Below are 26,788 nucleotides of genomic sequence, written 5' to 3'. Positions count from 1 at the left end.
AGTTAAATGTAGCTTATGGGAAGGTGTAAGTTCTACTTTTTTAAAACTATTTAGGTTGAAGTAACGATACCAACAAAACATTCTCATACTATTTGGCAAACAGGCCAGATTGTAAATGATAGACATATTGAATACTGGATAAATTAATTTAATGCTAAGATCAATTTAAGCCCAAGATTATAGTGAGTGACTTTCTGATTGGGTAGGTACAAATAACAAAAACACTAAAACATATTTAAACCGCTTAGGTAAATAGGATTATTTAGATTTTTTAATGGTACCTATTACTAACGGATTTATTCGACATAGTTGGATAGTAAAATGTCACCCTTTGCTAGTTACAATGCTAGATTGAATAGGTATTATAATATCTGTCCCGTTAACTAGGCAGAACACAATCACAAGCAAAACTAGTGAATGTTTAGATAGCTAAAGGAGGACCCATTATGAAGTCTTATACTCGTATTAAAATCCCGGCAGGATTTTGGGCAGGCATACATCAATTAGGGATTGCCCCCCACGACGTGGCTCGAAAAGCACGACTACCGCTCACCATTATTACTGACCCAGTTGTCACTACCGATCAATATTTCGCGATTTGGCAGGCTTATTCGGATCTCATTGATGACACTGCCAAAGGAATTATCAAGCTTATGACCGTCTTTGAAACAGCGCATTATCCACCCACAGTATTAGCGACTTACCATGCTCGTGACTACCGTGACGCTCTAAAACGAATGGCACGGTACAAACAGATGTGTCCCCCTGAAAGCTTACATATCACCGAGGGAGGTGAGAAATGTACAATTGAACTAGATTGGTTGTATACCGAGCAACCAGGTCCACCGATGCTGGTGGGAATCACTCTGGCATTTCTTTTGGAGCTTGGACGTCGGGGCACAGGCCAACCGTTGATGGCGAAATTTGTCGAATTTACGCACTCAATGGGCGACCTACAGGCACTTGAAGCTTACTTCGGCTGCCATATCCGGATTGGCGCAAATTGTAACAGGTTGACGCTACATCGAAGAGATCTAGACCTCCCTTTTGTCTCGTACAACGAAGAGTTGCTGGAGATTCTGACACCCGTATTAGACAAATCGTTGGATGAGCAGCAACGCAGTCGCTCAATCACCGAAATGGTCAAGTGGATTATGAAACGTAACCTAACAGGAGGGCGCCCTGACATTCAGACTGTCGCAAGCGAGTTTGGGATGAGCGATCGTACCTTGCAGCGACGTCTTACTGACGAAGGCACGAACTTCAAGCATCTTTTGACACAAGTCCGACATGAGTTAGCTCGAGAGTACCTCGCAGATCCCTCGTTCGATATTAAAGAAGTAGCCTTCATGATTGGATATGAAGACCAGAACTCGTTTTACCGCGCCTTCCGCATTTGGGAAGGTGATACTCCCTTAAATTGGCGTACTGAACAATTAGGTACAAACTCAAGAAATTAACTTTGTCTTAAAAGTAAATTTTTTAACACTATATTAAAAAAGAATAACCTAATTATTACCCAAAGTGTAGAAGCGCGTTTATTTTAACTTATTATCATAAAAGATAAATGAAATGGAGAAATGTATTATGGATATGGGATTAAACAATAAAACAGCTTTAGTTACAGGATCAACGAAAGGTATAGGTAAAGCAATTGCCATTGAACTTGCCAAAGAAGGTGTCAATGTGCTAATTAATGGACGAAATTATGAAGAGGTAGAACGAATCGTAAATGAAATTAAATCGAATTTCCCGGCTACCTCTCCTCAAAATGCTACAGCCGATATTGTCGATATTCTACAAAGAGAAGCCTTATTCAAAAAATACCCCACTATTGATATTTTAGTTAACAATATGGGTATTTATGAGATTATGCAATATGAGGACATTGACGATGAAGCATGGGAAAAATACTTCCGTACTAATGTTCTTGCTGCAAATGGATTATCTAAGTTTTATTTACCTAAAATGTTAAAAAACGATTATGGTCGCATTATTTTTATTGCCAGTGAAGAAGCAATTATGCCTTCAGGACAAATGCCTCAGTATTGTATGACAAAATCCATGCTATTATCATTGTCAAAAAGCTTATCTAAATTAACAGTAGGAGCAGAAGTTACAGTTAATACAATCATGCCAGGACCAACACTCTCTGAAAATGTTCATCAAATAATTGAGGGTATATACTCTCATGCTGATATGACTTTTTCAGAAAAAGAGAAAGAATTTATGACTACAAACCTACCTCAATCTGAAATACAACGATTTATCAAGCCAATTGAAATAGGTAGATTAACTACATTTTTGTGTAGTCCTTATGCATCCGCATTTAAAGGTTCTCCAATCCGCATGGATGGGGGAATGGTACCGACTATTTTTTAGTATTTTTCTATTTCAAATATTGTATATAAGTTTAACAAAACGTAAAAGAATAGGATGCTCTAATACTATAGAAGGGCGCGATTGAAACAAAAGGAGGCTGAGGCCGCGACCGCGGAAAGCAAGTATATTTTCACGGTGCGGCGATGATACTCCTATTGATAACATGATTATTCGTATGTTGAGTAAAGAAGTTGTGTTTCGTCCCAGCCTCCTTATTTTATAAATTTTTCAATTTAGGTTTTGATAATCGTGGAACTGTTGAGACAGCTATTTCGATCGAATGGTTCCTAATTTTGGGCTAATTATCTCATTAGTGCTGTTCGATGATCATTTAAGAAAAACATTGATTTTTGCATTCCTAAGCTCGGAATTATCGAAGAAACAGCGTCATATGCGTTCACTAATCCATAACCATATCCATTATTCGGTGAATTTGGAAATTCGTTATCAGTTAATGGTGTGGCAGTAGCTAGTAGAGCTTCTTCTATTTCATTAACAGTTAAGCTACTATCAGCTTGTTTCATCAAAGCCACAACTGCTGAAACAGCAGGACCTGCCATTGATGTACCATTCCACCCGCCTTCATAACCATTGCCTGGAACACTAGAACGAATATTTACACCTGGTGCTGAAATATCGGGTTTAATTTCATCATAAGGGGACGGACCTTGTAATGAAAAGCTTCCTAGCGAATCATTAGAATCGGTTGCACCAGTAGCAAATGACTCTGGATAGTTTGCTGGTACCGCAATCGACTCTGGACCACCTGGATTATAGATCGACGTATTCCCTGCAGAGAATTCCGGGAATATTTCTGCTGCTCTCCAATTTCTTACAACGTCTCGATACCATTCATTAAGACCCGGACCACCTCCCCACGAATTATTTACAACATCGGGCGCCATATCAACGCGTGAATTTCCTTGTGCATCTGTAGGAGCTAAAACCCACTCCGCTGCTTCGAGAAGATCAGTATCGGTACCTCCAGTTGCTGAAAAGGCTTTTACAGCGATCCAATTTGCTCCTGGAGCAACACCTACTTGGTTTGAGCCATCTGGCTCACTACCTACCATTGTTCCAGTAACGTGTGTGCCATGACCTTGATCATCATAAGGAGCCGATTCCCCTGCTGTCGCATCAAACCAATTAAAATCATGATTCACTTCTCCGGAAGTATTATCATAGCCTCGATATTTTTCTTGTAGCGCTGGATGATCCCATTGAACACCTGTATCTATACTAGCAACGGTTACACCTGATCCATCAAATCCCATATCCCATACTGTGGGGGCTCCAACACGTTCAACATTCCATTCGACATTCGCGATTTTTGAAGCAGGTGCTTCTGCATCTTTTGTAATTGTAGTAAACAATTGTCTTCTTTCATTTGGCAGTATCTTTTCTACCTCCGTAAAAGCTGCAAGCTTATTGGCAACTTTCTTCGTTGCTGTGACAGCCATTCCGTTTACAATATGATACGACTTAAATGTGTCTACATTTCCTTTTTCGACTTCTGCTTCAAGGAACTTCCTAACTTTCTGTTGAGAATTTAAGGATGTTTCCTTTAATTCTGTTAAAACGGCAGTTCGTTGGGTTAATTCAGCCTTCTTTGCAGATAACTGCGCTTTCTGACTAGAGGCTTTCGCCCGTTCAGCTATTTTCATAGTATCTGCTTTTTCTTTAAATTTGACTAGGAAGGTTAACTTATCATCGCCCTTAAACTCTTTAATCAACCGCTTACTGACTTTTTCTTTTACCATTTGGTTCGACATACCGTTCGACTCTGCATTCGTTACTCCAGGTACAATTAATGAAAATGTCAATAGTACTGTTGCGGCAAAGCTAAATGCTGTTCTCATTTGACGTCTACGTTTAGCTTTCATGACCATTCCTCCCATCAATTTTTGACACATTTCCAATGCAGATAAGAATCAAATCCATATAGAACACTTTGCCTCCTTTCTTCACTCATTTCGTTCTTATCTGACTATGATGCTTTTCTATCGTATCTAGGTTGTTACTCAATTATAGAAGATGAAAAAGGGAGAAATATGTCAAACAACGTCGAAAAAAATTCTCATTTTGAAGATTGATAGATTAGTCATAAATTTTCTTAAAATATTTCTAGGTATTTTTAAATAGATTTGCATCATAGATATCCAAATAAAGCTAGCATATTATTTGATTTTAACGTAATTACAAATTTATATCTAAATAATAATAATTTTCTATTTTTTAAGAAAAATGATAAAATAAACCTATACATCCTTCTTCATTTACCATTTCACTTTCTTAGCGAAAGAAAATAAAGACTTTGTAAGTAAATGTATAGGATTTATTATTTTAATTTATAGTTCATATGTTTTTATCGATGAATAACTAGGGAATATAATAAATATAATAGAACGTTATATTAATGAGCAAAGGAGTTTTATAATGGCTAAATCGATTATTGTTACAAACCCAGCTACTGGAGAAACTATTAAAGAAATTAAGAAACATAGCAAAGAAGAAATTCAAGCAGCGCTAAAAAAAGGACATGACTATTTCCCAAAATGGTCAAAGGTTAATGCCCATAAAAGAGCCGAATTATTAAATACGTGGGCGAAAAAAATTCGTGATGCCAAAGATGACATTGCCGAGCTGATGACACTTGAAAATGGAAAACCATTAAAAGAATCCTCTGGTGAAGTAGAATATGCTGCAAGCTATATTGATTGGTACGCAGAAGAAGCAAAGCGAATATATGGTAGGACCATTCCAGCAAATACGGAGTCCAAACGCATTATTATTAGTAAACAACCCGTTGGTTTAGTCGCCGCGATCACTCCTTGGAATTTTCCAGCAGCCATGATGACTCGTAAAGCTGCGCCAGCACTTGCTGCAGGTTGTACATTCATTGTTAAGCCAGCCTCTGAAACACCATTGACTGGCATACGAATTATTGAATTAGCTCATGAAGCTGGCATCCCAGAAGAAGCAATTCAATACGTTTCTGGTTCTGGTAGTATAATTGGTGACCTATTTACCAACAGCGACTATGTACGAAAAATAACATTTACTGGATCTACATCTGTTGGAAAAGAATTAATAAAAAACAGTGCCGATACAGTAAAGCATGTAACGATGGAGCTTGGTGGACATGCACCATTGATTGTAGCCAAGGATGCTGATATCGAGCTAGCAGCCAAACAAACAGTAGCTACGAAATTCCGTAATGCTGGTCAGACCTGTGTTTGTGCAAACAGAATCATTGTTCATGAAGATGTCGTTGACAAATTCGCTGAAAAGTTTGTTGCAGAAGTAAAGCAGCTTCAAGTAGGAAATGGATTACATGAAGGTGTTGATATCGGCCCAATCATTAATCAAGGTGGCTATGAAAAAATCATTTCTCACATTACTGATGCCAAAGAAAAGGGTGCACAAGTACTGTTAGGAGATCAATTTGATGCAAATGACGACAAAGGATACTACTTTGTTCATCCAACTGTACTTAAAAATGTAACTGAAGAAATGGATATTATGCACGAAGAAACATTTGGTCCTGTTGCTCCAATAACCACGTTTACAGAAATAGATGAAGCTGTAGCGATGGCGAATCACACACCGTTTGGTCTTGCTGCCTACTTCTTTACTAATGACTATCGCACTGGCACATATCTTCATGAACATTTAGACTATGGAATTATTGGCTGGAATGATGGTGGACCATCAGCGGCACATGCCCCATTTGGTGGAATGAAAGAGAGTGGACTAGGACGTGAAGGCGGCTTAGAAGGAATCGAACCTTATTTAGAAACTAAATACCTGTCTATTGGAAACTTAAATTAAAGCTTTCGCTTGAACAGCCGCTTATCAATTATGTTGCTCCATCTGTAAAGCATCTCTAGATACTAGCTGATTCTCATTATATGTAAGGCTCTCTCACTTAGCAGCAGTTGCTAAACGGAAGAGAGCCTTTGCTTATCTGATAAACGTAAACAAGATAACGAAGGAATCATCCAAAGACTGAGAACCAACTGCAAATCTCTCTGATTATTTGTTGTATCTATATTGATAACCCTTTTTAGATCGTGGAGATAACTTCCTCGCTCTAATAGCCTTGTGACATCAGAACAATTATGATGACTGTTTAATTTAGTCACTTCACCCCCCTATTTTCACTCAGAATATTTAGTTATTATAGCCGCTATTCTTTCCTTTTCCTTTCGATACCAACTTATAATACTATTAAGGTAAAGAAGGGGGACATGTTACATGAAGCGTCATTGGCTGTTTTTGATTATCATTGGATTATTTTGCTTCGTAACGGCTTGTGGTAAATCACCCACACAATCAGATAGTGTTGCACACTCAACGTCTTCAAATGGGCAACTGGATGTTCATTACATAGATGCTGGCCAAGCAGATGCGACGCTATTTCGCTATTCAGAGGATCAACAAACCTATACGATTTTATATGACACTGGTGATTGGAAAAGTAATGATGTAAACGAATATTTAGCGTCCCAAGCTATTAATAACATTGATTTAATCATTATTAGTCATCCAGATGCTGATCATATTGGACAATTAGCAGAAATCCTTCAAACATACGAAACAGAGGAAGTATGGATGAGTGGTAATGAAAGCTCTTCTCAAACCTTTCAAAAAGCTTTAGAAGCAGTAATTGATAGTGGCGCTAACTATGAAGAACCTCGAGTAGGAGAGCAGTTTGTAATCGGGCCATTGGAAATCGACATCCTCTATCCTAAAGAAATCACAGGTGAAGCAAATAAAGAGTCTCTTTCCGTTCGATTATCATATGATCAAATGCGTTTTTTGTTTACAGGGGATGCAGGTAAAGCAGAGGAAAGAGAAATGCTTACGATGAATGATTCGATCGATGCGGATTTTCTCCAGCTTGGACACCACGGTTCCAATACATCTACCGCAGCTGAATTTGTAGAAGCAGTTAATCCACAAGTAGCTATTTATAGTGCAGGAAAGGATAATAATTATGGACACCCACATAAAGAAACAATAAAAAAAATCAAAAATGCTGGAATTGACTTATATGGTACAGATAATGATGGTACCATTATCATAACTACAAATGGAACAGAATATCAAATTTCTACGGAAAAAGGGAAAGATGAATGTATTGCCATTAACCAAGCTTCACATGATGACTTACAAAATATTATTCATATTGGCTCAGAGCGGGCAACTGCATTAATTGACTTACGACCGTATCAATCACTAAATGATTTGACAAAGATAAAAGGTATCAGTACTGCAACATTAGATGATATAAAAAAACAAGGATTAGCTTGTATGAAAGGAGCCGACAAATGAAAGGTGTCTTAGATCGCTTTGAAGATAATGAAAAAGCAGTCATCTTAGTGGAAGATAAACAAAAGGAAATTCTTATCGCTAAAAACCTGCTTCCAAAGGGAAGTGAAGTAGATACCTGTTTTGACATTACTGCTAAAGATGGAAAATATCAATTAGAAATAGACAAGGAATGTACAAAACACCAAGCAGAGAAGATATCAGAGCGCTTGGGAAAACTTCGCCAACAAAGGTCAGATAGTAAATTTAGAAAGAAATAGCGACCACAAAAACAGGGATTTAATTATCCCTGTTTTTACATGCCAATATGTTATTTGTAGCAGTATTTTATGAATCAAAACAGAAGTATCTGCTACTCTATCTATAAAGTGAAACTTTAGTAGGGATTTTGTTTATCCTCCACTGATTGTTCGTACCCCAAGGATATGACCTAACGGCCTTGGAACCAATCGGACATTTACTGGCAGTCGATCTCCTACTTATCCATATTGGTTTCACTTTATTCCTTGAAGTGGGAATCTTACTGCCAGTTATGTGCATGATAGATATGCACGGCTAATTTTCTCCATCATGCTGCAAATCTAATACGATTCGCGAAGCATATGTTGGTGTTTCTACGTTTACAGCCGTTTGTTTTACATGCAATTCTGCTGAAAAGTTTTCTCCCTCTATTTGATAATCGATGCGCTCGATCACTGGACTATTCCCAATTAAAATGCTCCCTCCTCCCTTTTCTAACTCTCCAGCTATTTCTCCATAGGGGATAGAAAATAACAGGCGGTGATCTTCTTCTTCAACAGCATAATTGCTGACTGTCTTATTTAAATCAAACACAACACGTGTATAGGAATCATGTACTCCAAAGCGAATATTTTGAACTAAAATTGCTGATATATCTATAGAACGTTCTGCTTTTTGCTTTTGGTAGATTGCAATAATTTTACCAACACCATCTTTTAGCGCATGAAATTGGCTATCCTCAACATACCCTAATCCATCTGTAACTTTCCAGTTAATATCATCCGAATTTATTTCTAATTTTTCTCCATTCTTATCAAAGCCTTGTAACGATAAAGGAATGCTTTGTCCAATTGCCGCGGATAAATCTAACGGTAAGATACCAAGTACTGTTTTCCCTTTATAAGGCTTTGCACCCTTCGGATAGGGTCCATAAAGTAAGTAGTGATTTCGTACCTCAAGCTTCCATTTCATTAATTTCCTTTGCCAACTATCTATAATTTTCTCTATCGATTCATTATTTCGAATCATCGCTGGCACTTCTGGGTCACCAATAAGATTGGCGTATTTATCTGTCATCATAAATTGATCTGGGTCTTGATCACGCATCGCATCAAGAAGCTGTAATCCTAAATTTACTAAATCTATTTTCTGCCGATCAATTATGTGTACCTGTACACCACCAATGCGCTCCCCTTCATATTTACCAAACATTGGTGTGAAGTAAGCAGAACGAAAACGGACGCCATCTATGTTTCTATCATTCATTTCTTCTGCTAATTGATTCCCATTAATCCAGGGTGCACCTACAAGCTCAAATGGCTTTGTTGTTCCTAGACCAGTTGTTAATGTTGTATCATCCAATAGTTCTGTTCCTGCATATAAATAAGCTGTTTCTTGCGCTGGAATATTAGGAGAAGGTTGAATCCATGGTAACTGTGTGTCTTCAAAATGCATGAAGCGCTTCCAACCTTTCATTTTCGCTACTTTTAACGATACTCCCAAACTATATTCATGATTCCACATTGTTGCTAGTTCACCAACAGTCAGGCCGTGACGTACAGGCAAAAGAAATCTTCCCATAAAACTAACCGTGTCCGCTGAACGAAGAGGTCCCTCTACTCGTTCGCCACCAATTGGATTTGGCCGATCCAGAACAATAATCTCTTTCCCCTGTTCTGCGGCCGCTTCCATTGCAAAACCAAGTGTATAAATATAGGTATATACATTAGAACCGATATCTTGGATATCAAATAACAATACATCAATATCTTCAAGCATTTCTTCTGTCGGCTTCCATGTTGGTCCATACAGGCTGTAAACAGGTAAACCCGTCTTTTCATCTACATACGACTCAACATATTCACCCGCTTCACGGTTACCACGAATACCGTGTTCAGGACCAAAAAGTGCAGTTAGATTTACATCTGGATGTTCATACAATAAGTCAATTGAACTTTTTAAATTTCGATCAACGCCTGTTGGGTTTGTAATTAGACCTACTCGTTTTCCAGCTAACCAATTCAAATGTTCTTCTAATAAGACTTCAATACCTGGCTTTACTATTCGCTTTTCTTTACGACTCGCTTCTTTATCTGCATGAACGGTTTGCTGTTGAAATATGACAGCAAGCAATGCAATTGTCGATAAACATAATACCTTGATTTTCACCAAAACACTCCCATTTCATGAGTAATTTTTCAACCATGTAACAATACCTTGCACTATGTATCATCTGATCTAATTGATTCCTCTTCCTTTACAAGCTGGCGATCATACATTTTGAAAAACGGATAATAAATGACCATCGCTACAATAATATTTACAATCATCAATAGACCACCTCGGAAATCCCCCGTTGTTAAAACGCCTGCGAACGGGGGTGGTGTTGTCCATGGTATGATCACATATGGCTTCCCTACCAAACCAATTGACATAGAAAAATAGGTTAGGATTCCAACTGCAAGTGGTGCAAGAATAAAGGGGATAACAAGGATCGGATTCATCACGACTGGAGCACCAAAAATAACTGGTTCACTAATATTAAAGACACTTGCCCATACTGACCCTCTTCCCAAGCTTTTTAAATGCTTGGATCGCGCGCGCCAAATAAAGAGCAGCGTCAGGGCTAAGGCCATACCAGATCCACCAACAGCCCACCAAATTGCCATAAACGGCTGGCCAACAATATGAGGCAATGCCTCACCAGCTTGATGTGCCGCAACATTTTCTTCCGTTAAGCTGTACCAAATTGGTGCCATTACACTGGCAACGACGGAGATACCATGGATGCCAAACGACCATAGTAAATGAATAAGAATAATCGCTATAATAGCTCCCCAAAAGCTTCCTCCTAATAGCTGTAAAGGCTCTCTTAATACAGCACCTACGACCCCATGCAAGGACAGGTCCCAAGCGATTTTTAAAAACAAATCGACTCCCCAAACAATAGCAATAATAGCTGCACCTGGAATTAATGCTGTGAATGCCCGCCAAACAGACGGCGGGACTCCATCTGGCATACGGATGACAATATTTTTTTTCGTAAAAAAACGATACACTTCAACCGTAAATATAGCTAATAAAATTGCAATAAACAGCCCTTCACTGCCCATTAAATTTAGAGGAATATTCCCTTCTTCTGTTAGAGGTGTTGCTACAAAGAATGCTGCAACACTGAGCACACCTGCAGATAGACCGTCCAGGTTATAGCTTCTTGCTAAATGATAAGCAATCGCAAATACAGCAATCAATCCTAATAGCCCAAATGTTGCGTTTACAGGTATACTTAGAGTTGGTGTAAATGGCTTCATAAATTCTGTCCAGGATTTAACAGGCGGTGAAGAAATAATTAAAAAGATACTCCCAATGATTAGTAACGGCATCGTAGCAATAATTCCATCGCGAATTGCCCGTAAATGTCGCTGCTCAGCTAGTTTTCCAGCAACCGGCATAAAGTAATGCTCCATAAACGCTTGAAATCTCCTCATATACTCTCCCCTCCATTCTAGCGTAATAACTCCAAGGCTTGATTCAAAACCTTATCTCCATCCATACTCCCATATGCTTTCATATCAATTACTGCAAGTGGTACCCCAACAGCTTTTGCTTTTGCTGATAGTTCTCTTTGTTTATATCGAATTTGTGGTCCAAGTAAGATAAGATCCGAGGTTTCAAGCTGCCCCTCTAAGTCATTAACCGAATGTGCTTCAATTTGGATGCTCACCGATCTTGCTTTAGCCGCTTTTTTCATTCTCTCTACGAGCATACTTGTACTCATCCCTAATGCACATAACAGCGTAACTTTCATACATGATCGCCTCCGAAATATAGAATTGGCTGGAAATAGGCTTCATTTGCAATTAACATATCTTGTAATAATTCATGTGCTTTCTTTGCAGATGGAATTAACGGATGAATTGTCAATGCTTGTAAAGCAGTTCCTATTTTTCTTGTTACGGCAGCCTCCACGGTTAACTCTTCATATGCCTTAACAACTTGCAATAATCCCCTTATTTGTGGCGAAACATTTCCTGTTTGAATTGGTGTAATTTGCTGATTTTCAACTATGCAATTTACTTCAATGCAGACATCATTAGGTAAACAAGAAATGGCTCCATTATTTCTAACGTTTACTGTGTGAATTTGCTTATTATCTAAATGAATTGAGGTAAGGAGGTTTACAGCCGCCTCCGAATAATAGGCACCTCCACGTTGTTCTAATGCATCAGGTTTTTCCATAGTAGATGGATCTTCATAAATCGTAAATAGCTCTTTTTCGACTTGTTGGACTTGATCAGCTCTTGTGTAGCCTTTCTTGTAATTCTTTAACTGCTCAGCTAAAATTTGGTCTGTCTGATAATAGTATTTATGATAGCCGCAAGGGATGGCTCCGAGTGATTGAAGAAATATGGGATCCCATTCAAGTCCTGGAATATTCTTTGCTTCATAACTCGCAGATACACCAGCTAACACATCGTTTAATCTTGATTTTCCTTTAATATAGAAATCGGTTATCCAATTTAAATGGTTGATACCGACAAACTGGATACTTACATCCTTCATCGGAACTTGATAGTCCTTAGCAAATTTTTTATAGAAGTTTATTGGATTATTACAAAGCCCAACGACTTTAACATTGCTATGCTTCAAAATAGCTTCTGTTATAATACCTGCCGGATTAGTAAAATTGAGCAGCCATGCCTCTGGAGCTAGTTCTTCTATGTCTTCACAAATATCCAGCATTACCGGAATCGTACGCAATGCCTTCATAAAGCCGCCAGCTCCGGTTGTCTCCTGACCAATAACCCCGTGCTTGAGCGATAAATATTCATCTGATCTGCGCATGTCCAATTGCCCCACTCTAATTTGTGTAATCACATAATTAGCATCTTTTAGAGCTTCACGACGATCTAATGTTTCAACGATCTTGATAGAGCAATCAGCTTGTGCTATCATTCGTTTTGCTAAGCCTGCGATAATCATTAACTTTTCTCTTCCTTCTAAAATATCTACAAGCCAAATTTCTGAAACGGGCAATACATCGTAATTATTAATGATTCCTTCTATTAATTCCGGTGTATAAGAAGATCCTCCCCCAATGATGACAATTTTTAACGATTTCATATAATACTTCCTCTCTGTAGTAAAAGTCCTTGGTAAAGTTTATTAACGAGGGAAGTGATTTAGTAGAAGTTTCGATATTTGTTAGAGGATTGTGCGAATTGAGCAACAGCATGAAGTACGTTATCATTTTTATCATACCGTGTGCTTTTATTACAGGATTTGTGGATATGCTCATACTTGGAGTGCTCGTAATCGATTCTGACGTCGCAATCGGGAGGTAGTAAATAGAAAAATGGGCAAAATCATTCGTCGATGACTTTACCCACCACTAAACGTAGTATGTTTTTCTCTTATAGCTTCATTATATCTGTTTCTTCCTTCACTACATTTCCTGATTTTTGTAGGGTCACTTGCTCCCCTTCACTTAAATTTGTAAATACTATCGGAGTAATGATAGGCAATCCTTTACTTTGAATGAAAGAAAGATCTGCTTTTAAAATAGGTTGGCCTGCTTGAACAGCGTCACCTTCTGTAACAAGTGCTTCAAAGCCATCTCCCTTTAAATTTACTGTATCAATACCTACATGAATGAGTATTTCCTTTCCTCCTTCAGACATCATTCCAATTGCATGCTTGGTCGGAAAAACATTTACAATTTTTCCGTTCACTGGAGCAACGACGGTCCCATCTTTTGGCATAATAGCAAAGCCATCTCCCATCATTTTTCCAGAGAACACTTGGTCTGGCACTTCTGTAATTGGTAGAAGCTCACCAGTCATCGGAGAAACAATTGATTCATCCTTCAACTCATTTTGCATGGCAGCCGGATTCACTTCTTCTATTTGCTGTTTTATTTCAGCTTCTTGATTAACCTCTTCTTCCCGAGGTATTTTTCCTGAAATAATATCTTGCATTTGCCCCTTTATCGTTTCTGAACGTGGGCCAAAAATGGCTTGAATATTATTTCCAACCTCTAGTACTCCAGAAGCTCCTAGTTTTTTCAATTGCTCCTTGTCTACTTCATTGATTGAATTAACCGAGACACGCAAACGAGTAATGCAAGCATCCAGATGCGAAATGTTCTTTTCTCCACCCATTGCTGCTAATACATCATATGCAAACTCACCTGTTCTACCTTCCTTAGTTGCCGCCTCTTCTCCATCTTCCTCACGTCCTGGTGTCATTAGGTTAAATTTCTTAATGAAGAAACGGAAAATGACGTAATAGATAACTGCAAAGATCAATCCAAGTATAATCGTAATCCACCATGGTTCTTGACCTGGCAAAATTCCAAATAACGCGAAATCAATCGCCCCGCCGGAAAATGTATAACCGATATTCACACTAAATATGGTCATTAATACGAAGGATAGCCCATCTAATACGGCGTGTAAAAAGAATAGTAATGGTGATACAAACATAAATGAAAATTCAAGTGGTTCTGTTATACCTGTTAAGAATGACGTTAATGCTGCTGATCCTAATAAGCCTGCTACGAGCTTTTTCTTCTCTGGACGAGCAGCATGATACATCGCCAAAGCTGCAGCTGGCAAACCAAACATCATTATTGGAAATTCACCAGCCATGAAATTACCCGCTGTAATTTCTACACCATCTTTTAATTGGGCAAAAAATATCGTCATATCACCCCGCACCAAGTTTCCAGCCTCTGTGGTATACGAACCGAATTCATACCAGAAAGGTGCATGGAAAATATGATGTAGGCCAAACGGAATAAGTAAACGCTTTATAAAACCGAAAAAGAATACAGCGAGATAGGTTCCTTCTTCAATTAACCAATACGACGCGTCGTTCATTGCTTCTTGGACAGGTGGCCAGATGAACAGCAAAACAAACCCTGCTACAAATGACATAGCCGCGGTCGCAATCGGTACAAATCGCTTACCAGCAAAGAATCCTAAAAATGAAGGCATTTCAATATCATGATAGCGATTATAACAAAATGCGGCGATTAAACCGACAATAATTCCACCAAAAACACCAGTTTGCAATGTCGATATTCCTAAAACAGATGCGAAACTAGGGTCAGATTCAAGCATATCTGGGGTTACACCAATCCAAGACCCCATTACTTGATTCAGTACTAAATAACCAACAAGTGCAGCAAGTCCAGCAGCTCCATCACTTGCTAAACCTATTGCAACACCAATTGCAAAAATTAACGGTAAGTTATCAAAAATAATTCCACCAGCATCTTCCATCACTGTAGCAACGAGCTGTATCCAATCTGCTCCTAAAAATGGCAGATATTCAAGCATTGTTTCCTGCTGTGCTGCATTACCAAAACCTAAAAGCAGACCTGCTGCTGGTAATAATGCAACTGGAAGCATGAGTGCCTTACCAACTTTTTGTAATACACCGAAAGCCTTTTTAAACATGTTTATTCCTCCCTCTCTTCAATAAATACATAAAAAGTACAACATCCTATCTGCCAACTTAAACCACCATATCCTAGTAGTTACTTTATCTTTGCTTGTCCTCTAATACATCAACCATGTTGTGGTCTTCTTTCCATCCAAAATGAAGCTATAGGTATGAGAAGTATAAGTTGAAGCTAGATTATACAAACGTAAATTTTGTACTTTCCTGTTTTGAAAAAACCAACAAAAAAAGCATGAGCAGAGATCACCAATAAGGAGATAAGGAAAAACAATTCCTTACCCTCTTATTAGTAATCTTTCCACTCATGCCTGATCGTATCAGTAACACGTAAAAGTTTTATTCATATTTTTGATATAAGCGTTGCAAATGCATCGTTAAATACACAGCTTCCGCTTCATATACTGGTTTTTTCATTGTTTGCTGCATAATTTTAACAAGCTTCCAAGCAAGATTATAGCATGTAGGGTACTCTTTTTTCAATAGAGAAGCAATTTTTTCAGGCTCTTCGATGACCTCACCTTTTAAAACTCTCTCAATTGTATAGCGAATATGCCTTACAAGCCTAATATATTCTATACCTTCACGATCTATCGTAATCTTTAATTGATCTTCTATCATATCAATTAACTGGGTTACTAATTGCGAATATTTATTAACCTCGGATAGGTTCTTATCTGAAATGGCACTATGCACATGTAATGCAATAAAACCTATTTCACCTGCTGGCAAGTTAATTTGGAGACGGTGATTAATAAATTCAACTATTTCGGAAGCAATTTCATATTCAAAAGGATAAAGTACTTTCGTTTCAGATAGAAACGGATTTTTAATTTCTAATCCCTTCTTCAACCGATTTACTGCAAAAAGAATATGATCAGTTAGCGCAACATGTACAGCTTCATTCAGCATCTCATTCGCCCTATTCCGAATCATACCGATCGCTTGGATAATCGATTGCAGCAGATTCTCATCGATGTTTGGGAGTAGTTTTTTATATTGCTCCTGCTCTTTTTCATTTCGCAGGACAAATAACTTTTCAACTGCTTTTGCATCAATCTTTTGTTTCTTTTTATGGTGAAAACCGATACCATTTCCAATTAACACTACTTCTGATTGACGCTGGTCTAAGGCAATTAATACATTATTATTAAGAACTTTTTTCACGGTAAATGTATTCAAAGTTGTCCGTCCCCTTAAATCGGTATTTTTGCAGTGTGTTTGATTATAACATGTTTCATCTTTAGGAAAAACTATCTAGCAGGGGTATAAAAGATTATGAATGAAGTTTCCAATAAAAGGGTAGTAAATAACGATGTTAATTGGATCACACGTTAAAGTTTATGAATCATTAGCAAGGAAAAAAAAGCATCCAAATTCTAGCTGATAATCCGGATGCCTTTTTACACTTATTCCCAAAACCTGTCTTGGTAAAAATAGTTAGGTTTCTTTGTTGTATTATCGTATGGTTTATGAAAAATATGTGTAGTTGCAGGTGACAGTGGAGGAATAAGCCATGCCCATTTACCAGTCACGCTTCTTCCATGTTTAGCTTCTTGCTTCTCAAATATTTCAAATTGCTTCGCCGCTGTATGATGATCGACAATCGAAACACCTGCTTTTTTATAGGACGCAAGAACAGCAGCATTTAATTCTACCAGTGCACGATCTTTCCATAATGTACTTAAGTGCTTTGTATTTAACCCCAATTGACTTGCAACAAGCGGAAGAAAATTATAACGATCTTCATCTGCAAAATTTCTTGCACCAATTTCAGTACCCATATACCAACCATTGAAAGGTGAAGCCACATAGCTTAAACCACCGATCTCCAAACGCATATCAGAAATAATAGGAACTGCATACCATTTAACTTCTCTTCCAGCAAAGATGTCAATGGTTGGATGCTGGATAGGTACCTCAATAACTACATCATCTGGGATTTCCTGCCACTTTGGAGGTTGATCGTTCACTTGAACTACCAATGGTAACAAATCAAAATGTGTACCTTTCCCTTCCCAGCCTAGCTTTTGGCATACCTTGGTAAACTCTATTGAAGCAGGATCTCCAACAATTCCTTCATCCGTTTCATAGCCTGCATACCGCAGCAGCTGATGATTCCAAATCTTTACTGGACTAGCTCCGGATTGAATCACCTCGGGTTGAAAAATGGTAATCATTGGTTTAACTTTACCACCGTTCGTTGCTTTCTTTATATGGTCAATAAGATAAGCAAACACTTCTTCATTTGTTGTTGCCTTTCTTGCATCAATGACGTCCATTCGTTCCCAAAATAAGCGGCCAATACAACGATTGGAATTACGCCAAGCCAATTTAGCACCGTACATAAGCTCGTCATAAGTATGTTGGTACGTACCATACACATCTATTTCTCGTTTTACCGCCTCACACCTGTTTTTAAAATCGGTAAATGCTGTCTCTAATTCCTGATGATACTGTGTAAGATAAGCCTCTGCTTCTTCCCAAAGTTTTAGTTTATTCATTTCCGTATGCCTCCGACTTTTGTCTCTATTCAGTCTACCAAATCTCTATCTATTTTGTGTGACAAAGTAGGAACAATCCATTTAAAATGTGTATCATTTCTAATGTAAGCAAAACCTTTTCTCCATATATCTTTTAAGGGAAACAAGCGAAAGATTAATTTGACATGATATGAGAGGAAAGAACAAAAGCGCAAGCACCCGATTAGAAACGTAGCGTCTGAAGCGAGTCAACGGAGATAGAGGAGTCACGGTGAGTTTGAGTTTCTGGGCGCTAAAGCTGGACGTGGCTCAACACTCCCGGATTTGTCCACATGGGCTAATTTTTTAATTTCCTAAACTATGAAAAAAAGCAGCTAGGAAAGCTGATAGAGAGGATTCTTTGCAAATAACAGAAAGAAAATTTGAATTCCATATCAAAAGGAACCGGGAAAGACGACAGTAGGACCTTTCCCGATAATAATAAAGGAATCCTTAATGGACTTTTCTTAATCCTTAGGTAAAAAAATTTTTAGTCTTCTTTTTGATAATTTAGATCAATTATAATTTCGTTTTTATTGATTGAGAAATTCACATTCCAACTTGGATATATTTGAAATTCTTGATTTTCTTCTACTTCCAAAATAGCATGTATTTCTTCGTAATCGTTTGAAATGAATGCTATTTTTTTGTATCATTATTAATGAAAAACATTAATTTCAAAATTTATATTATTCATTTGCTTACCTCTTTCAATTTTGAGATTAACATAAAGCGCTAAGGCATTCAGGAAAAAAACATAGACTGGGACAAAACACCTTCTTTACTCAAAATACGAATAATCATGTTATCAATAGGAGTATCATCGCCGCACCGTGAAATTATACGCGCTTTCCGGGCACGGCCTCAGCTAACTTGGTAAAGAAAAACACGTTACCAAGTGGATCTTCGGACTCGTGCTGTTCCCGCCGGAGTCTCGCTTATTTCAGGTGCTAAATGAATGATTCTGATCAAAAAACGACAAGATAATTAATTTAAACTAATTATCTTGTCGTTTTTTATTGTTTCTTCATTCTTTTGTCTCAGTCTCTTTTTTATTCTACAGGGTTTGTACCCCTTTTTTGTAAATCTAGCTAAAAACCTTTTTTGCTACCGTATGCTTTTTCACTTCATTTCGATCCACTTCATAACCAATTCCTATAGCGTCCTGAACAGTCAAGACACCATTTTTTGCTACAACTTCTGGTTGGATAATATCCTTTTCCCAATACCTAGATGATGATGCTGTATCTCCAGGAAGTGTAAAATTAGCTAATGCTGCAACCGCTATATTATGCGCACGTCCGACACCTGATTCCAGCATTCCACCGCACCACAATGGGATTCCTGCATTTTCACATAAATCATGAATTCGTTTCGATGCTGTTAATCCACCTACACGACCTATTTTTAAATTAATTATTTTACAGCTGCCTAATTCAATTGCTTGGCGAGCATCCTCAAACGAATGGATACTTTCATCCAAACAAATTGGTGTATTAATTTGTTTTTGTAATTTTGCATGGTCAATTAGATCGCCAGCTGTTAGTGGCTGCTCAATCATCATTAAATTAAATTCATCCAGTGCTTTTAATAGGTTGATATCGTCTAACGTATATGCAGAGTTTGCATCTACCATTAATGGGATATTAGGGAAATGTTTTCTTACCTCTCGCAAAACCTCTATATCTTTTCCTGGTTTAATCTTTATTTTAATTCGCTTATAGCCTTCATCCACTTTCTCTTGAATTGCTTGAATTAGTTTTTCATAACTATCTTCAATCCCCAAACTAATTCCAACTTCAATACGTTTCTTCGTGCCTCCAAGACTTGTAGCTAATGATTCACCACATTGCTTCGCATATAAATCCCATACTGCCCCTTCTAACGCAGACTTGGCCATATGATTACGCTTATACGGCTTAAACAATTCTTGAAGATCATCCGGATGAGTAATTTCTTGATTAACAACAAGCGGAATAAGAAACTTCTCTAGCATATACCAACTTTGTAATGTGAATTCCTCGCTATATAAGGGCCGTTCAGATGTAACCCCTTCTCCCCAGCCTGATATTCCATCATCGCCTTTTACTTCAACCAACAAAAATTCTCTATTCTGCTCCGTTCCAAAACTAGTGGTAAATGGATTTTTCATTTGCATTTGCATCTTATATAAAACTACTTCATTTATTCTCATCTAAAATTCACTCCTTTTTATATTGGTCCCCATCCAATCATAACAGCTATGGTTAAATAAACAATTCCAATAACACACCAAATGACTACTAAAGGTAACACAAATTTAATCCATTTCACCCACGATACACCTGCAATTGCCAAGTTAGCCATTAAGATACCAGAAATTGGGGTGATCACATTTGAAAATCCATCCCCCATTTTATAAGCTTGAACAGCTACTTGTCGGGGTATTTCCATAATATCTGCAAGTGGCGTCATAATCGGCATAACAATAACGGCCTGTCCACTTCCAGATGATACGATAATATTAAAAAGAAAATTCGCGAAGAACATGACAATAGCACCGATGACGCTCGTAAATGGTTCCATAACTGTTGCCATTCCTTGAACAATAGTGTCTAAAATTTGTCCATTCTCTAGAATTACTACAATTGATCTTGCCATTCCAATAATTAATGCTCCGTATACCAGTCCTTTACAACCATTAAAAAACTGTACTACCAATTCATTTGGGTTAATTCTGGCAATAATTGCTGTACCAATCGCTATAATAATAAACATAGCGGCCATCTGATTCAACGACCAGGCATACTGAAACACTCCAAAAATATATATTCCAATCCCCAATGCGAGCCATAATAAAACCAATTTATGTATACCTGTTAATTTAGATGGGGCAGCATCTACACTTTTTTCATCATATTTTGGAAAGCGGTTTCCGCCAAGTACACTCTGCATTGGGTCTTTTTTGACACGACTAGCATACCACCATATATAACCTATTGTCGAAGCAAGTACCGTTAAATAAATTAGCACCCGAAAACCAATACCAGAAAACAATGGTACTTGGGCAATCTGCTGGGCCATTCCAGTAGTTAATGGATCAAGAAAAGCGGTATTAAACCCTGCATATGCTCCAAGATAGATAATGGAGACACCGACTACGGCATCCAACTTCATAGAACGGGCTAAAATAATCCCTATTGGGATAAACGCAATAACTGCATTTACGATAATACCTAAAGCACCAAAAATAGAAAATAGACTACATACAATAATAATTAATAGATATTCCTTATCCTTTGTCTGATTAATCGTCTTCATAATTAACGCATCAATCGCACCTGTGTATTCAATTACCGCAAAAGCTCCGCCAATAATAAGCACAAGAAAAATTAACCCCGCTGAATCGATCATACCCTGTTGGATTGCTGTAAATATTTGAATAAATGATGCTGGTTGTTGTTCGCTTTGTTGATAGCTATCAGGTATTACAGTTGTAATATCATTGACAGTCTCTCTGTCAAATGTACCTGCTGGTATAAGGTATGTCGCTACAGCTGCAATAATTAAGATTGCAAATAAAATAACATACGCATCTGGAAGTCCTAGCTTTCTCTTTGTGCTTTTTAACTTATTAGTAGATTTTTTCATTATTTCCCTCCTTTTTAATTTTCAAAATATTATCAACTTGCATTGTATTATAATAAAGGATATAATTTATTGCAATATAAAATATTGGAAAAACTTTAAAAAAAGAAGGTGAATTCTTTTGACGGCTAATTATGTAAGAAAAACAGAATTAGAATTTTCGAACCTTACAAAGGGTCTAAAGAAAGTCGCCGATGCTTTACTCTCTGATCCTATGGTATTTGCCATTCACCCAGCCAAAAGAGTAGGAGAAATAATTAGTGTTAGTGAAACAATGGTTATTCGCTTCTGTCATTCGATTGGTTATAGTGGTTATAGTTCTCTGCAAAAGGATGTAAGAAAACACTTATTAGAGGTCAAACAACAATCCGATGAAAAACTACAGGAAATGAGCAACTATTATGTCGAAAGTATGCTAAAGGACATAAGCATACTGCAAAATAATATGGAGAAGATTGCCATTGATGACATGGAAAAGATTATCGAAGCGATTATTAATAGCGAAAAAGTTGTCGTTGCTGGTTACCACCACTCCTTTACATTTGCGCATTGGTTTTACTTTAATTTAAATTATATTTTAGGAAATGCCGACCTATATAGACCGGAGACGGATGCTGGTTTGCTTGATCTATTACCTGTTAAATCTTGTATCATTGTTTTCTCATTTTACAGATATGCCATTGATACCATACGCCTAGCAGAAGAAGCAAAGGAGAAAGGTATTAAAGTCATTGCAATAACCGATTCTAGAGTTTCACCGGTTGTGGAACATGCAGATATAACCATTCTTATTTCAGTTAGTCAAAATACGTTATTCAGTAAAGGACCTGTTACCATAGCAATTGTTAACGCTTTATTATTTGAAGTCGTGGAACGTGTAGAAAAGAGAGGGAAAATTAAATCAACTTATAAATACTTTATAAAGGATGGAGAAGATTAACATGAAAGACTTAGAAAAACAGGTTAAAGATACATTTAACTATTTACATCAACATGCAGAAATAAGCTGGGAAGAGGTGGAAACAACAAAGTATATTGCTAATATCTTAAAAGAAAATGGGTGCAATGTTAACACATTCGTAGATCATACTGGGGTAGTAGGTGAATATGGAAACTTTAAAGATAATTTGCCGATTGTAGCTGTTCGTGCAGATATTGATGCTCTTTGGCAAGAAGTTGACGGCAGCTTCCAAGCCAATCATTCATGTGGACATGATGCCCACATGGCAATGGTATTAGGTTTACTATGGAAGCTACAGCAGTCACCTGAGCTGCATAAACAAATTGCAATAAGATTTATCTTTCAACCTGCTGAGGAAAAAGGTGCTGGAGCATTGAAGATGGTAGAAAAAGGTGCTGTTGATAATGTTGAATATCTATTTGGTGTTCATCTTCGCCCTCAGCAAGAATGTAAAATGGGAAATGCTACCCCAGTAATCGTTCATGGAGCAACAAAGATGTACAGTGCAGAAATAAGAGGACATGATGCCCATGGAGCAAGGCCACATTTAAATATTAATGCGATTGAGGTCGGTGCACAAATTGTTAATCTTTTAAGTAAAATTCATTTGGACCCAAGAGTTCCCCATTCTGTTAAAATGACAAATTTCCAAGCAGGTGGAAAGAGTTCAAATATAATTCCAGGGAATGCTTCATTTTCACTGGATATGCGGGCGCAATCAAATGAAATTATGGATGAACTTGACAATAAAGTACTAAATATTTTTGAAGCAATGAAAAATTTATATGATGTAGAAATTAAATTAACAAGTACAGAAGGTATTGCAGCTGCAAGAACAAATGAACAGGCTACTTCTATTATGAGAGAAGCAATCAAAAAAGTACTCGGTACTGAAAACGTAGATCCACCACTAGTAACACCAGGCGGAGATGATTTCCACTTTTATACAATAAAAAGACCAGAGCTAAAAGCGACGATGCTTGGCTTAGGCTGTGATTTATCCCCTGGTCTTCATCACCCTTATATGACCTTTAATAAGGATGCGTTAATGAATGGGGTTCACATCTTGTTTGAAGCGATCAAGGAAGTATATCAGCATTAAACCTTAAGGCTGGGACAAAACACAACTTCTTTACTTAAAATACGAATAATCATGTTATCAATAGGAGTATCATCGCCGCACCGTGAAAACATACGCGCTTTCCGCGGGCACGGCCACAGCTAACTCGGTAAAGAAAAACACGTTGCCAAGTGGATCTTCGGTCTCGTGCTGTTCCCGCCGGAGTCTCGCTTATTTCAGGTGCTAAATGAATGATTCTGTGCAAAAAACGAACATTTCAACTAATCATTGTTCGTTTTTTATTGTTTCTTCATTCTTTTGTCTCAGCGTCTTATCCTTATTTGTCAATAATCTAGTGCTGCTGAACGTAGTTTTCTTCTCACCTCTCTTCCCCAGCTTTTCACCGCATCGGTGGAAACACCTTCTCTGTTCGCGATCTCTTTTATAGATAAATCCTTAACAATAAACAACAATACCCATTTCCATTGATTTTCCGTTAGTTCTTTTTTTATATCTTCTAAGTCTGTGTTTTCATGAAAGTACTCCGTTTCCTGATTACTTATTGGATACATTCTACCGCCAGCGCGAACATAATTACCATGTGTTCTTTTAAGGAACTGATGAGCTTCATACGTATCGTCATTTTCTCTTTCTCTTGTTTTCTTTCGAATTAAATCGATCATACGATTACGAATGGTATAATTAAAATAGGTAGCTAATGGTCCTTTATCTGGCTTATAGTTCTCATAAGCGTTCCACATGGCAACAAGCCCCTCTTGATAGAATTCCTGATGCGGATCATTAATATGAAGTTTATGAATATGGTAATGGATTCTGCGTTCATTCTGTTCAACAATCTCTTCAAAGGTCATATGGAGAGCCTTTTTTCCTTTAACCATCTTTATCCCCCTAACAACTCTATTTAATCCTATTATCGAATGAACAAAGAGGATAGTGGCATTTTTATTTATTTTGTTCTCGTCATTTTCTTATCTATCTAAAAAAACATCTCATTCAACAGAATGAAATGTTTTTGTGAGCCAGTTCCTATCTTAACGGTCTTTGTACAGTTGAACAATCTGTATGTGATATGACAAAATGAAGAAAGATATTTGTTCCTCACGCAATTCTACTTTTACTCAACCAGTTGGAGGTTTTGTTCCCCCCACTGATGGTTCGTACCATAAGAGTATGACCTCAAGGCCCTTTAACGAATCGGACATTTCCTTGAGTTGATCCCACTTCCCATATTGGTTTTACTTGATTGCTTGAAGTGGGAGTCTTACTACCAGTAATATGTGAGATAAACTAATCCCATTGTACAATTTAATAGATATCACCTATCATCCTATTAATTTACGTTAACTAACACAAAAAGTACATAGATAATTTAAAAAAATCTGATTTCCACAAAGGAACTCGCTATAATTACCCTCTGATTTATAGAAATGCGCTTCATATAGTTACCAGAGACAGTAATGCATGCTTTATCTTATAATGGTCCGCTTTAGTTATTACCCATCTTCTCTTTTTTTAAATTCCCTTTATTTATAATTTTATCAACTTACTTATAGCAGGTTTATACATGAAAGTGAAGAAGTCCTGTTTTTTATTTGGATGCTCAATCCTCGAGAGGATCAAGCGCTTTTTTCACTTCTCGTTATAAGCTATTAACAAAATTATTAATATTTTTATAAACTAGACCATTTATAATCGCTTATTTTCCACTGATTATCAATGTTACTTACTATGAATAGCACTTTGTAGTGTCCATATAAATCAGCAACTGCTGTCTGTGTCACTTTAAATTTAGTACTGGAGAGTTTTGTAATACTATATTCTTCCCCCTCCCGGAAGTCAGGTTCGCCATCCATAGGAATTAAATATAAGCCATCGCTTTTTTCCTCTAGGCGGTTAGACCATATCTGTTCTGCAACATTTCTTGTCATCATATTATTTAAGCGTGTATACACATCTTCTTTAACAACAAATGTGTTTTTAAATTTATAGGATTCTGGTTCTAATTCTGCAATAACTACATCAATGCTCGAATTAAATTGCCTTAGTTTATGAAGTATAACTTCTTTTTCCTTATCCGAAATGGAAGGTTCATTTTGCTCTTTATCCGTTGATTCACTTTCTTGATCTTTCTGATGTTTATTATCAGTCTGATTCGTAGATTGTTTTTCTTGATCTTCTTGATGTTCCTTATTACCATTTTGATCCGCAGATTGATTCTCTTGATCCTTCTGATCATTTGTTTCTATTGCATTTTCTTTTTCGTCAGACTCATCTTTATTTTCAGCGACTTCCTTGTCAACTTCATTCTGTTTAGGTTCTTTCTCTTTCATATTGTCTTCTCTTTCTATTAATTTCTTACTGGATTGCATCTTTGTAGAAAAAGGAGCAGGAGAAAATTCATAAATCTTATTGTCTATTACTTCATCTTTAAGTACAGGCCCGATTAATAGAAATACTAATATAAGCGCAAAAACTAGTGACGAGACATATAACGAATACTGCTTTTTCTTCTTTTTTCTTAGAATTTCTTGTTCATCATTAGTAGTAAAATGAATATTCTTGTTTAAATATTTCTGTATTTCTTTTTTAATATGATTATCAAACTCACTCATCATATATCCCCCTCTCTACTAATTCTCTTTTTAATAATTTCCTTCCTCTAACTAATCTTGATTTGACTGTATTCATTTTTAAACCATTAATCGTACTAATCTCCTTTAAAGACATTTGCTTATAATAATATAAAATAAGAACATCCTTATATTTAATTGGAAGCTGTGCAATTAACCGAACTAATTCATTTGATTGCTCTTGTTTTTCTACTTCCTCATGAATTGATTCTGTTAATAGTCCTTTTATTGTACTAATGACAGGTTTATAAATTATATTTCTAAAGCTCCATTTCCGTTGATAATCCTTACACTTATTAATCGTGATCCTATATAACCATGTTTTATAGCTTGATTTTTTATTAAAACGGTGAAAATTCTTATAACAAGATATAAAAACTTCTTGAACAATATCCTCACTTTGCGAGATATCATTTACATACAAATAAGCAATTCGTTTTAACTCATCTCCATATAACCCCATAAGTTCTTCTAATAGAATTTCATTAGTATCAGATTCACTTAAAATCTCTTTCTCATTAAACAAACCTTACTCCCCCTTCCATAT

Annotated in this window: 19 protein-coding genes and 1 pseudogene; 7 read left to right on the top strand and 13 right to left on the bottom strand. The window is 37.0% G+C overall.

Features of this window, described 5'->3' with window-relative positions; translation table 11 throughout:
• The first annotated feature begins 446 nt into the window (after positions 1-446).
• Together RVS70_RS07960 and RVS70_RS07955 are read left to right on the top strand one after the other, a co-directional pair.
• On the top strand, positions 447-1,460 hold the full coding sequence (locus RVS70_RS07960) for an AraC family transcriptional regulator (RefSeq protein ID WP_166530221.1): 1,014 nt from the start codon (positions 447-449) through the stop codon (positions 1,458-1,460).
• Between the two features lie 127 nt (positions 1,461-1,587).
• Positions 1,588-2,382, top strand: coding sequence for an SDR family NAD(P)-dependent oxidoreductase (locus RVS70_RS07955; RefSeq protein ID WP_026682579.1), 795 nt, complete (start codon positions 1,588-1,590; stop codon positions 2,380-2,382).
• 356 nt (positions 2,383-2,738) lie between these two features.
• On the opposite strand, the pseudogene RVS70_RS07950 reads toward RVS70_RS07955, so the two are convergent.
• A pseudogene (locus RVS70_RS07950) lies at positions 2,739-4,265 on the bottom strand (S8 family serine peptidase); the annotation flags it as partial.
• A gap of 553 nt (positions 4,266-4,818) precedes the next feature.
• Between RVS70_RS07950 and RVS70_RS07945 the strand changes: the two are divergent.
• The 3 genes from RVS70_RS07945 (at position 4,819) to RVS70_RS07935 (ending at position 7,976) form a co-directional block, all read left to right on the top strand.
• On the top strand, positions 4,819-6,213 hold the full coding sequence (locus tag RVS70_RS07945; protein WP_321132838.1) for an NAD-dependent succinate-semialdehyde dehydrogenase: 1,395 nt from the start codon (positions 4,819-4,821) through the stop codon (positions 6,211-6,213).
• A gap of 426 nt (positions 6,214-6,639) precedes the next feature.
• Complete coding sequence (locus RVS70_RS07940) at positions 6,640-7,719, top strand: MBL fold metallo-hydrolase (RefSeq protein ID WP_026679746.1); 1,080 nt, start codon at positions 6,640-6,642, stop codon at positions 7,717-7,719.
• Positions 7,716-7,976, top strand: coding sequence for a DUF3006 domain-containing protein (locus RVS70_RS07935; protein ID WP_026679747.1), 261 nt, complete (start codon positions 7,716-7,718; stop codon positions 7,974-7,976). Before RVS70_RS07940 ends, RVS70_RS07935 begins: the two co-directional genes overlap by 4 nt.
• A 295-nt stretch (positions 7,977-8,271) precedes the next feature.
• Here RVS70_RS07935 and RVS70_RS07930 read toward each other — a convergent pair whose 3' ends face one another.
• The 9 genes from RVS70_RS07930 to RVS70_RS07890 form a co-directional block, all read right to left on the bottom strand.
• The gene (locus tag RVS70_RS07930; RefSeq protein ID WP_080668606.1) at positions 8,272-10,125 is read right to left on the bottom strand and encodes an exo-beta-N-acetylmuramidase NamZ domain-containing protein; all 1,854 of its coding nucleotides are present in this window, start codon (positions 10,123-10,125) and stop codon (positions 8,272-8,274) included.
• A gap of 53 nt (positions 10,126-10,178) precedes the next feature.
• Positions 10,179-11,444 carry a PTS cellobiose transporter subunit IIC gene (gene celB / locus RVS70_RS07925; RefSeq protein ID WP_321132837.1) on the bottom strand — a complete coding sequence of 422 codons (1,266 nt, stop codon included), beginning with the start codon at positions 11,442-11,444 and terminating at the stop codon, positions 10,179-10,181.
• A 17-nt stretch (positions 11,445-11,461) separates the two neighbouring features.
• A complete protein-coding gene (locus RVS70_RS07920; protein ID WP_026679749.1) occupies positions 11,462-11,764 on the bottom strand; it encodes a PTS sugar transporter subunit IIB in 303 nt (100 codons plus the stop codon).
• The gene (locus tag RVS70_RS07915; RefSeq protein ID WP_321132836.1) at positions 11,761-13,080 is read right to left on the bottom strand and encodes a 6-phospho-beta-glucosidase; all 1,320 of its coding nucleotides are present in this window, start codon (positions 13,078-13,080) and stop codon (positions 11,761-11,763) included. Before RVS70_RS07915 ends, RVS70_RS07920 begins: the two co-directional genes overlap by 4 nt.
• A 290-nt stretch (positions 13,081-13,370) precedes the next feature.
• Positions 13,371-15,419: a glucose-specific PTS transporter subunit IIBC gene (ptsG, locus tag RVS70_RS07910; protein WP_321132835.1), complete on the bottom strand. Its 2,049-nt coding sequence runs from the start codon at positions 15,417-15,419 to the stop codon at positions 13,371-13,373.
• A gap of 340 nt (positions 15,420-15,759) precedes the next feature.
• Entirely contained in the window at positions 15,760-16,602 is an 843-nt protein-coding gene (gene glcT, locus RVS70_RS07905; protein WP_321132834.1) for a glucose PTS transporter transcription antiterminator GlcT, read from the bottom strand.
• A 227-nt stretch (positions 16,603-16,829) separates the two neighbouring features.
• Positions 16,830-17,924: a nitric oxide synthase oxygenase gene (locus RVS70_RS07900; protein WP_121603730.1), complete on the bottom strand. Its 1,095-nt coding sequence runs from the start codon at positions 17,922-17,924 to the stop codon at positions 16,830-16,832.
• A gap of 1,105 nt (positions 17,925-19,029) precedes the next feature.
• Positions 19,030-20,136 carry an o-succinylbenzoate synthase gene (gene menC, locus RVS70_RS07895; RefSeq protein WP_026679577.1) on the bottom strand — a complete coding sequence of 369 codons (1,107 nt, stop codon included), beginning with the start codon at positions 20,134-20,136 and terminating at the stop codon, positions 19,030-19,032.
• Between the two features lie 17 nt (positions 20,137-20,153).
• The gene (locus tag RVS70_RS07890; RefSeq protein WP_026679578.1) at positions 20,154-21,572 is read right to left on the bottom strand and encodes a YfcC family protein; all 1,419 of its coding nucleotides are present in this window, start codon (positions 21,570-21,572) and stop codon (positions 20,154-20,156) included.
• A 118-nt stretch (positions 21,573-21,690) separates the two neighbouring features.
• Here RVS70_RS07890 and RVS70_RS07885 point away from each other — a divergent pair, with 118 nt between their 5' ends.
• Both RVS70_RS07885 and RVS70_RS07880 read left to right on the top strand, forming a co-directional pair.
• Positions 21,691-22,509 carry a MurR/RpiR family transcriptional regulator gene (locus RVS70_RS07885; protein WP_034678022.1) on the top strand — a complete coding sequence of 273 codons (819 nt, stop codon included), beginning with the start codon at positions 21,691-21,693 and terminating at the stop codon, positions 22,507-22,509.
• Position 22,510: 1 nt separating this feature from the next.
• Positions 22,511-23,632 carry a M20 peptidase aminoacylase family protein gene (locus tag RVS70_RS07880; protein ID WP_321132833.1) on the top strand — a complete coding sequence of 374 codons (1,122 nt, stop codon included), beginning with the start codon at positions 22,511-22,513 and terminating at the stop codon, positions 23,630-23,632.
• A 302-nt stretch (positions 23,633-23,934) separates the two neighbouring features.
• Here the strand turns inward: RVS70_RS07880 and RVS70_RS07875 are convergent, their stop codons facing one another.
• The 3 genes from RVS70_RS07875 to RVS70_RS07865 all read right to left on the bottom strand — a co-directional run bounded on the left by RVS70_RS07875 (position 23,935) and on the right by RVS70_RS07865 (position 26,767).
• Positions 23,935-24,489 (bottom strand): sigma-70 family RNA polymerase sigma factor, encoded by a 555-nt coding sequence (locus tag RVS70_RS07875; protein ID WP_051388213.1) that lies wholly within the window; start codon positions 24,487-24,489, stop codon positions 23,935-23,937.
• 792 nt (positions 24,490-25,281) lie between these two features.
• Entirely contained in the window at positions 25,282-26,223 is a 942-nt protein-coding gene (locus tag RVS70_RS07870) for a hypothetical protein (RefSeq protein WP_205388877.1), read from the bottom strand.
• Positions 26,216-26,767: a sigma-70 family RNA polymerase sigma factor gene (locus RVS70_RS07865; protein ID WP_051388214.1), complete on the bottom strand. Its 552-nt coding sequence runs from the start codon at positions 26,765-26,767 to the stop codon at positions 26,216-26,218. Before RVS70_RS07865 ends, RVS70_RS07870 begins: the two co-directional genes overlap by 8 nt.
• Positions 26,768-26,788: the final 21 nt, after the last annotated feature.

This window comes from Virgibacillus sp. M23, from assembly GCF_034190895.1.
GTDB lineage: Bacteria > Bacillota > Bacilli > Bacillales > Amphibacillaceae > Virgibacillus > Virgibacillus salarius.
This window is presented reverse-complemented; position numbering and strand designations above follow the sequence as displayed.

Excerpts from the sequence above, each read along its gene's own strand:
- RVS70_RS07880 (WP_321132833.1), top strand. The coding sequence starts at position 22,511 with ATGAAAGACTTAGAAAAACAGGTTAAAGATACATTTAACTATTTACAT.
- RVS70_RS07890 (WP_026679578.1), bottom strand. The coding sequence starts at position 21,572 with ATGAAAAAATCTACTAATAAGTTAAAAAGCACAAAGAGAAAGCTAGGA.
- menC (WP_026679577.1), bottom strand. The coding sequence starts at position 20,136 with ATGAGAATAAATGAAGTAGTTTTATATAAGATGCAAATGCAAATGAAA.
- RVS70_RS07945 (WP_321132838.1), top strand. The coding sequence starts at position 4,819 with ATGGCTAAATCGATTATTGTTACAAACCCAGCTACTGGAGAAACTATT.
- RVS70_RS07940 (WP_026679746.1), top strand. The coding sequence starts at position 6,640 with ATGAAGCGTCATTGGCTGTTTTTGATTATCATTGGATTATTTTGCTTC.
- RVS70_RS07960 (WP_166530221.1), top strand. The coding sequence starts at position 447 with ATGAAGTCTTATACTCGTATTAAAATCCCGGCAGGATTTTGGGCAGGC.
- RVS70_RS07935 (WP_026679747.1), top strand. The coding sequence starts at position 7,716 with ATGAAAGGTGTCTTAGATCGCTTTGAAGATAATGAAAAAGCAGTCATC.
- ptsG (WP_321132835.1), bottom strand. The coding sequence starts at position 15,419 with ATGTTTAAAAAGGCTTTCGGTGTATTACAAAAAGTTGGTAAGGCACTC.
- RVS70_RS07915 (WP_321132836.1), bottom strand. The coding sequence starts at position 13,080 with ATGAAATCGTTAAAAATTGTCATCATTGGGGGAGGATCTTCTTATACA.
- RVS70_RS07900 (WP_121603730.1), bottom strand. The coding sequence starts at position 17,924 with ATGAATAAACTAAAACTTTGGGAAGAAGCAGAGGCTTATCTTACACAG.
- RVS70_RS07875 (WP_051388213.1), bottom strand. The coding sequence starts at position 24,489 with ATGGTTAAAGGAAAAAAGGCTCTCCATATGACCTTTGAAGAGATTGTT.
- RVS70_RS07920 (WP_026679749.1), bottom strand. The coding sequence starts at position 11,764 with ATGAAAGTTACGCTGTTATGTGCATTAGGGATGAGTACAAGTATGCTC.
- RVS70_RS07955 (WP_026682579.1), top strand. The coding sequence starts at position 1,588 with ATGGATATGGGATTAAACAATAAAACAGCTTTAGTTACAGGATCAACG.
- RVS70_RS07870 (WP_205388877.1), bottom strand. The coding sequence starts at position 26,223 with ATGAGTGAGTTTGATAATCATATTAAAAAAGAAATACAGAAATATTTA.
- celB (WP_321132837.1), bottom strand. The coding sequence starts at position 11,444 with ATGAGGAGATTTCAAGCGTTTATGGAGCATTACTTTATGCCGGTTGCT.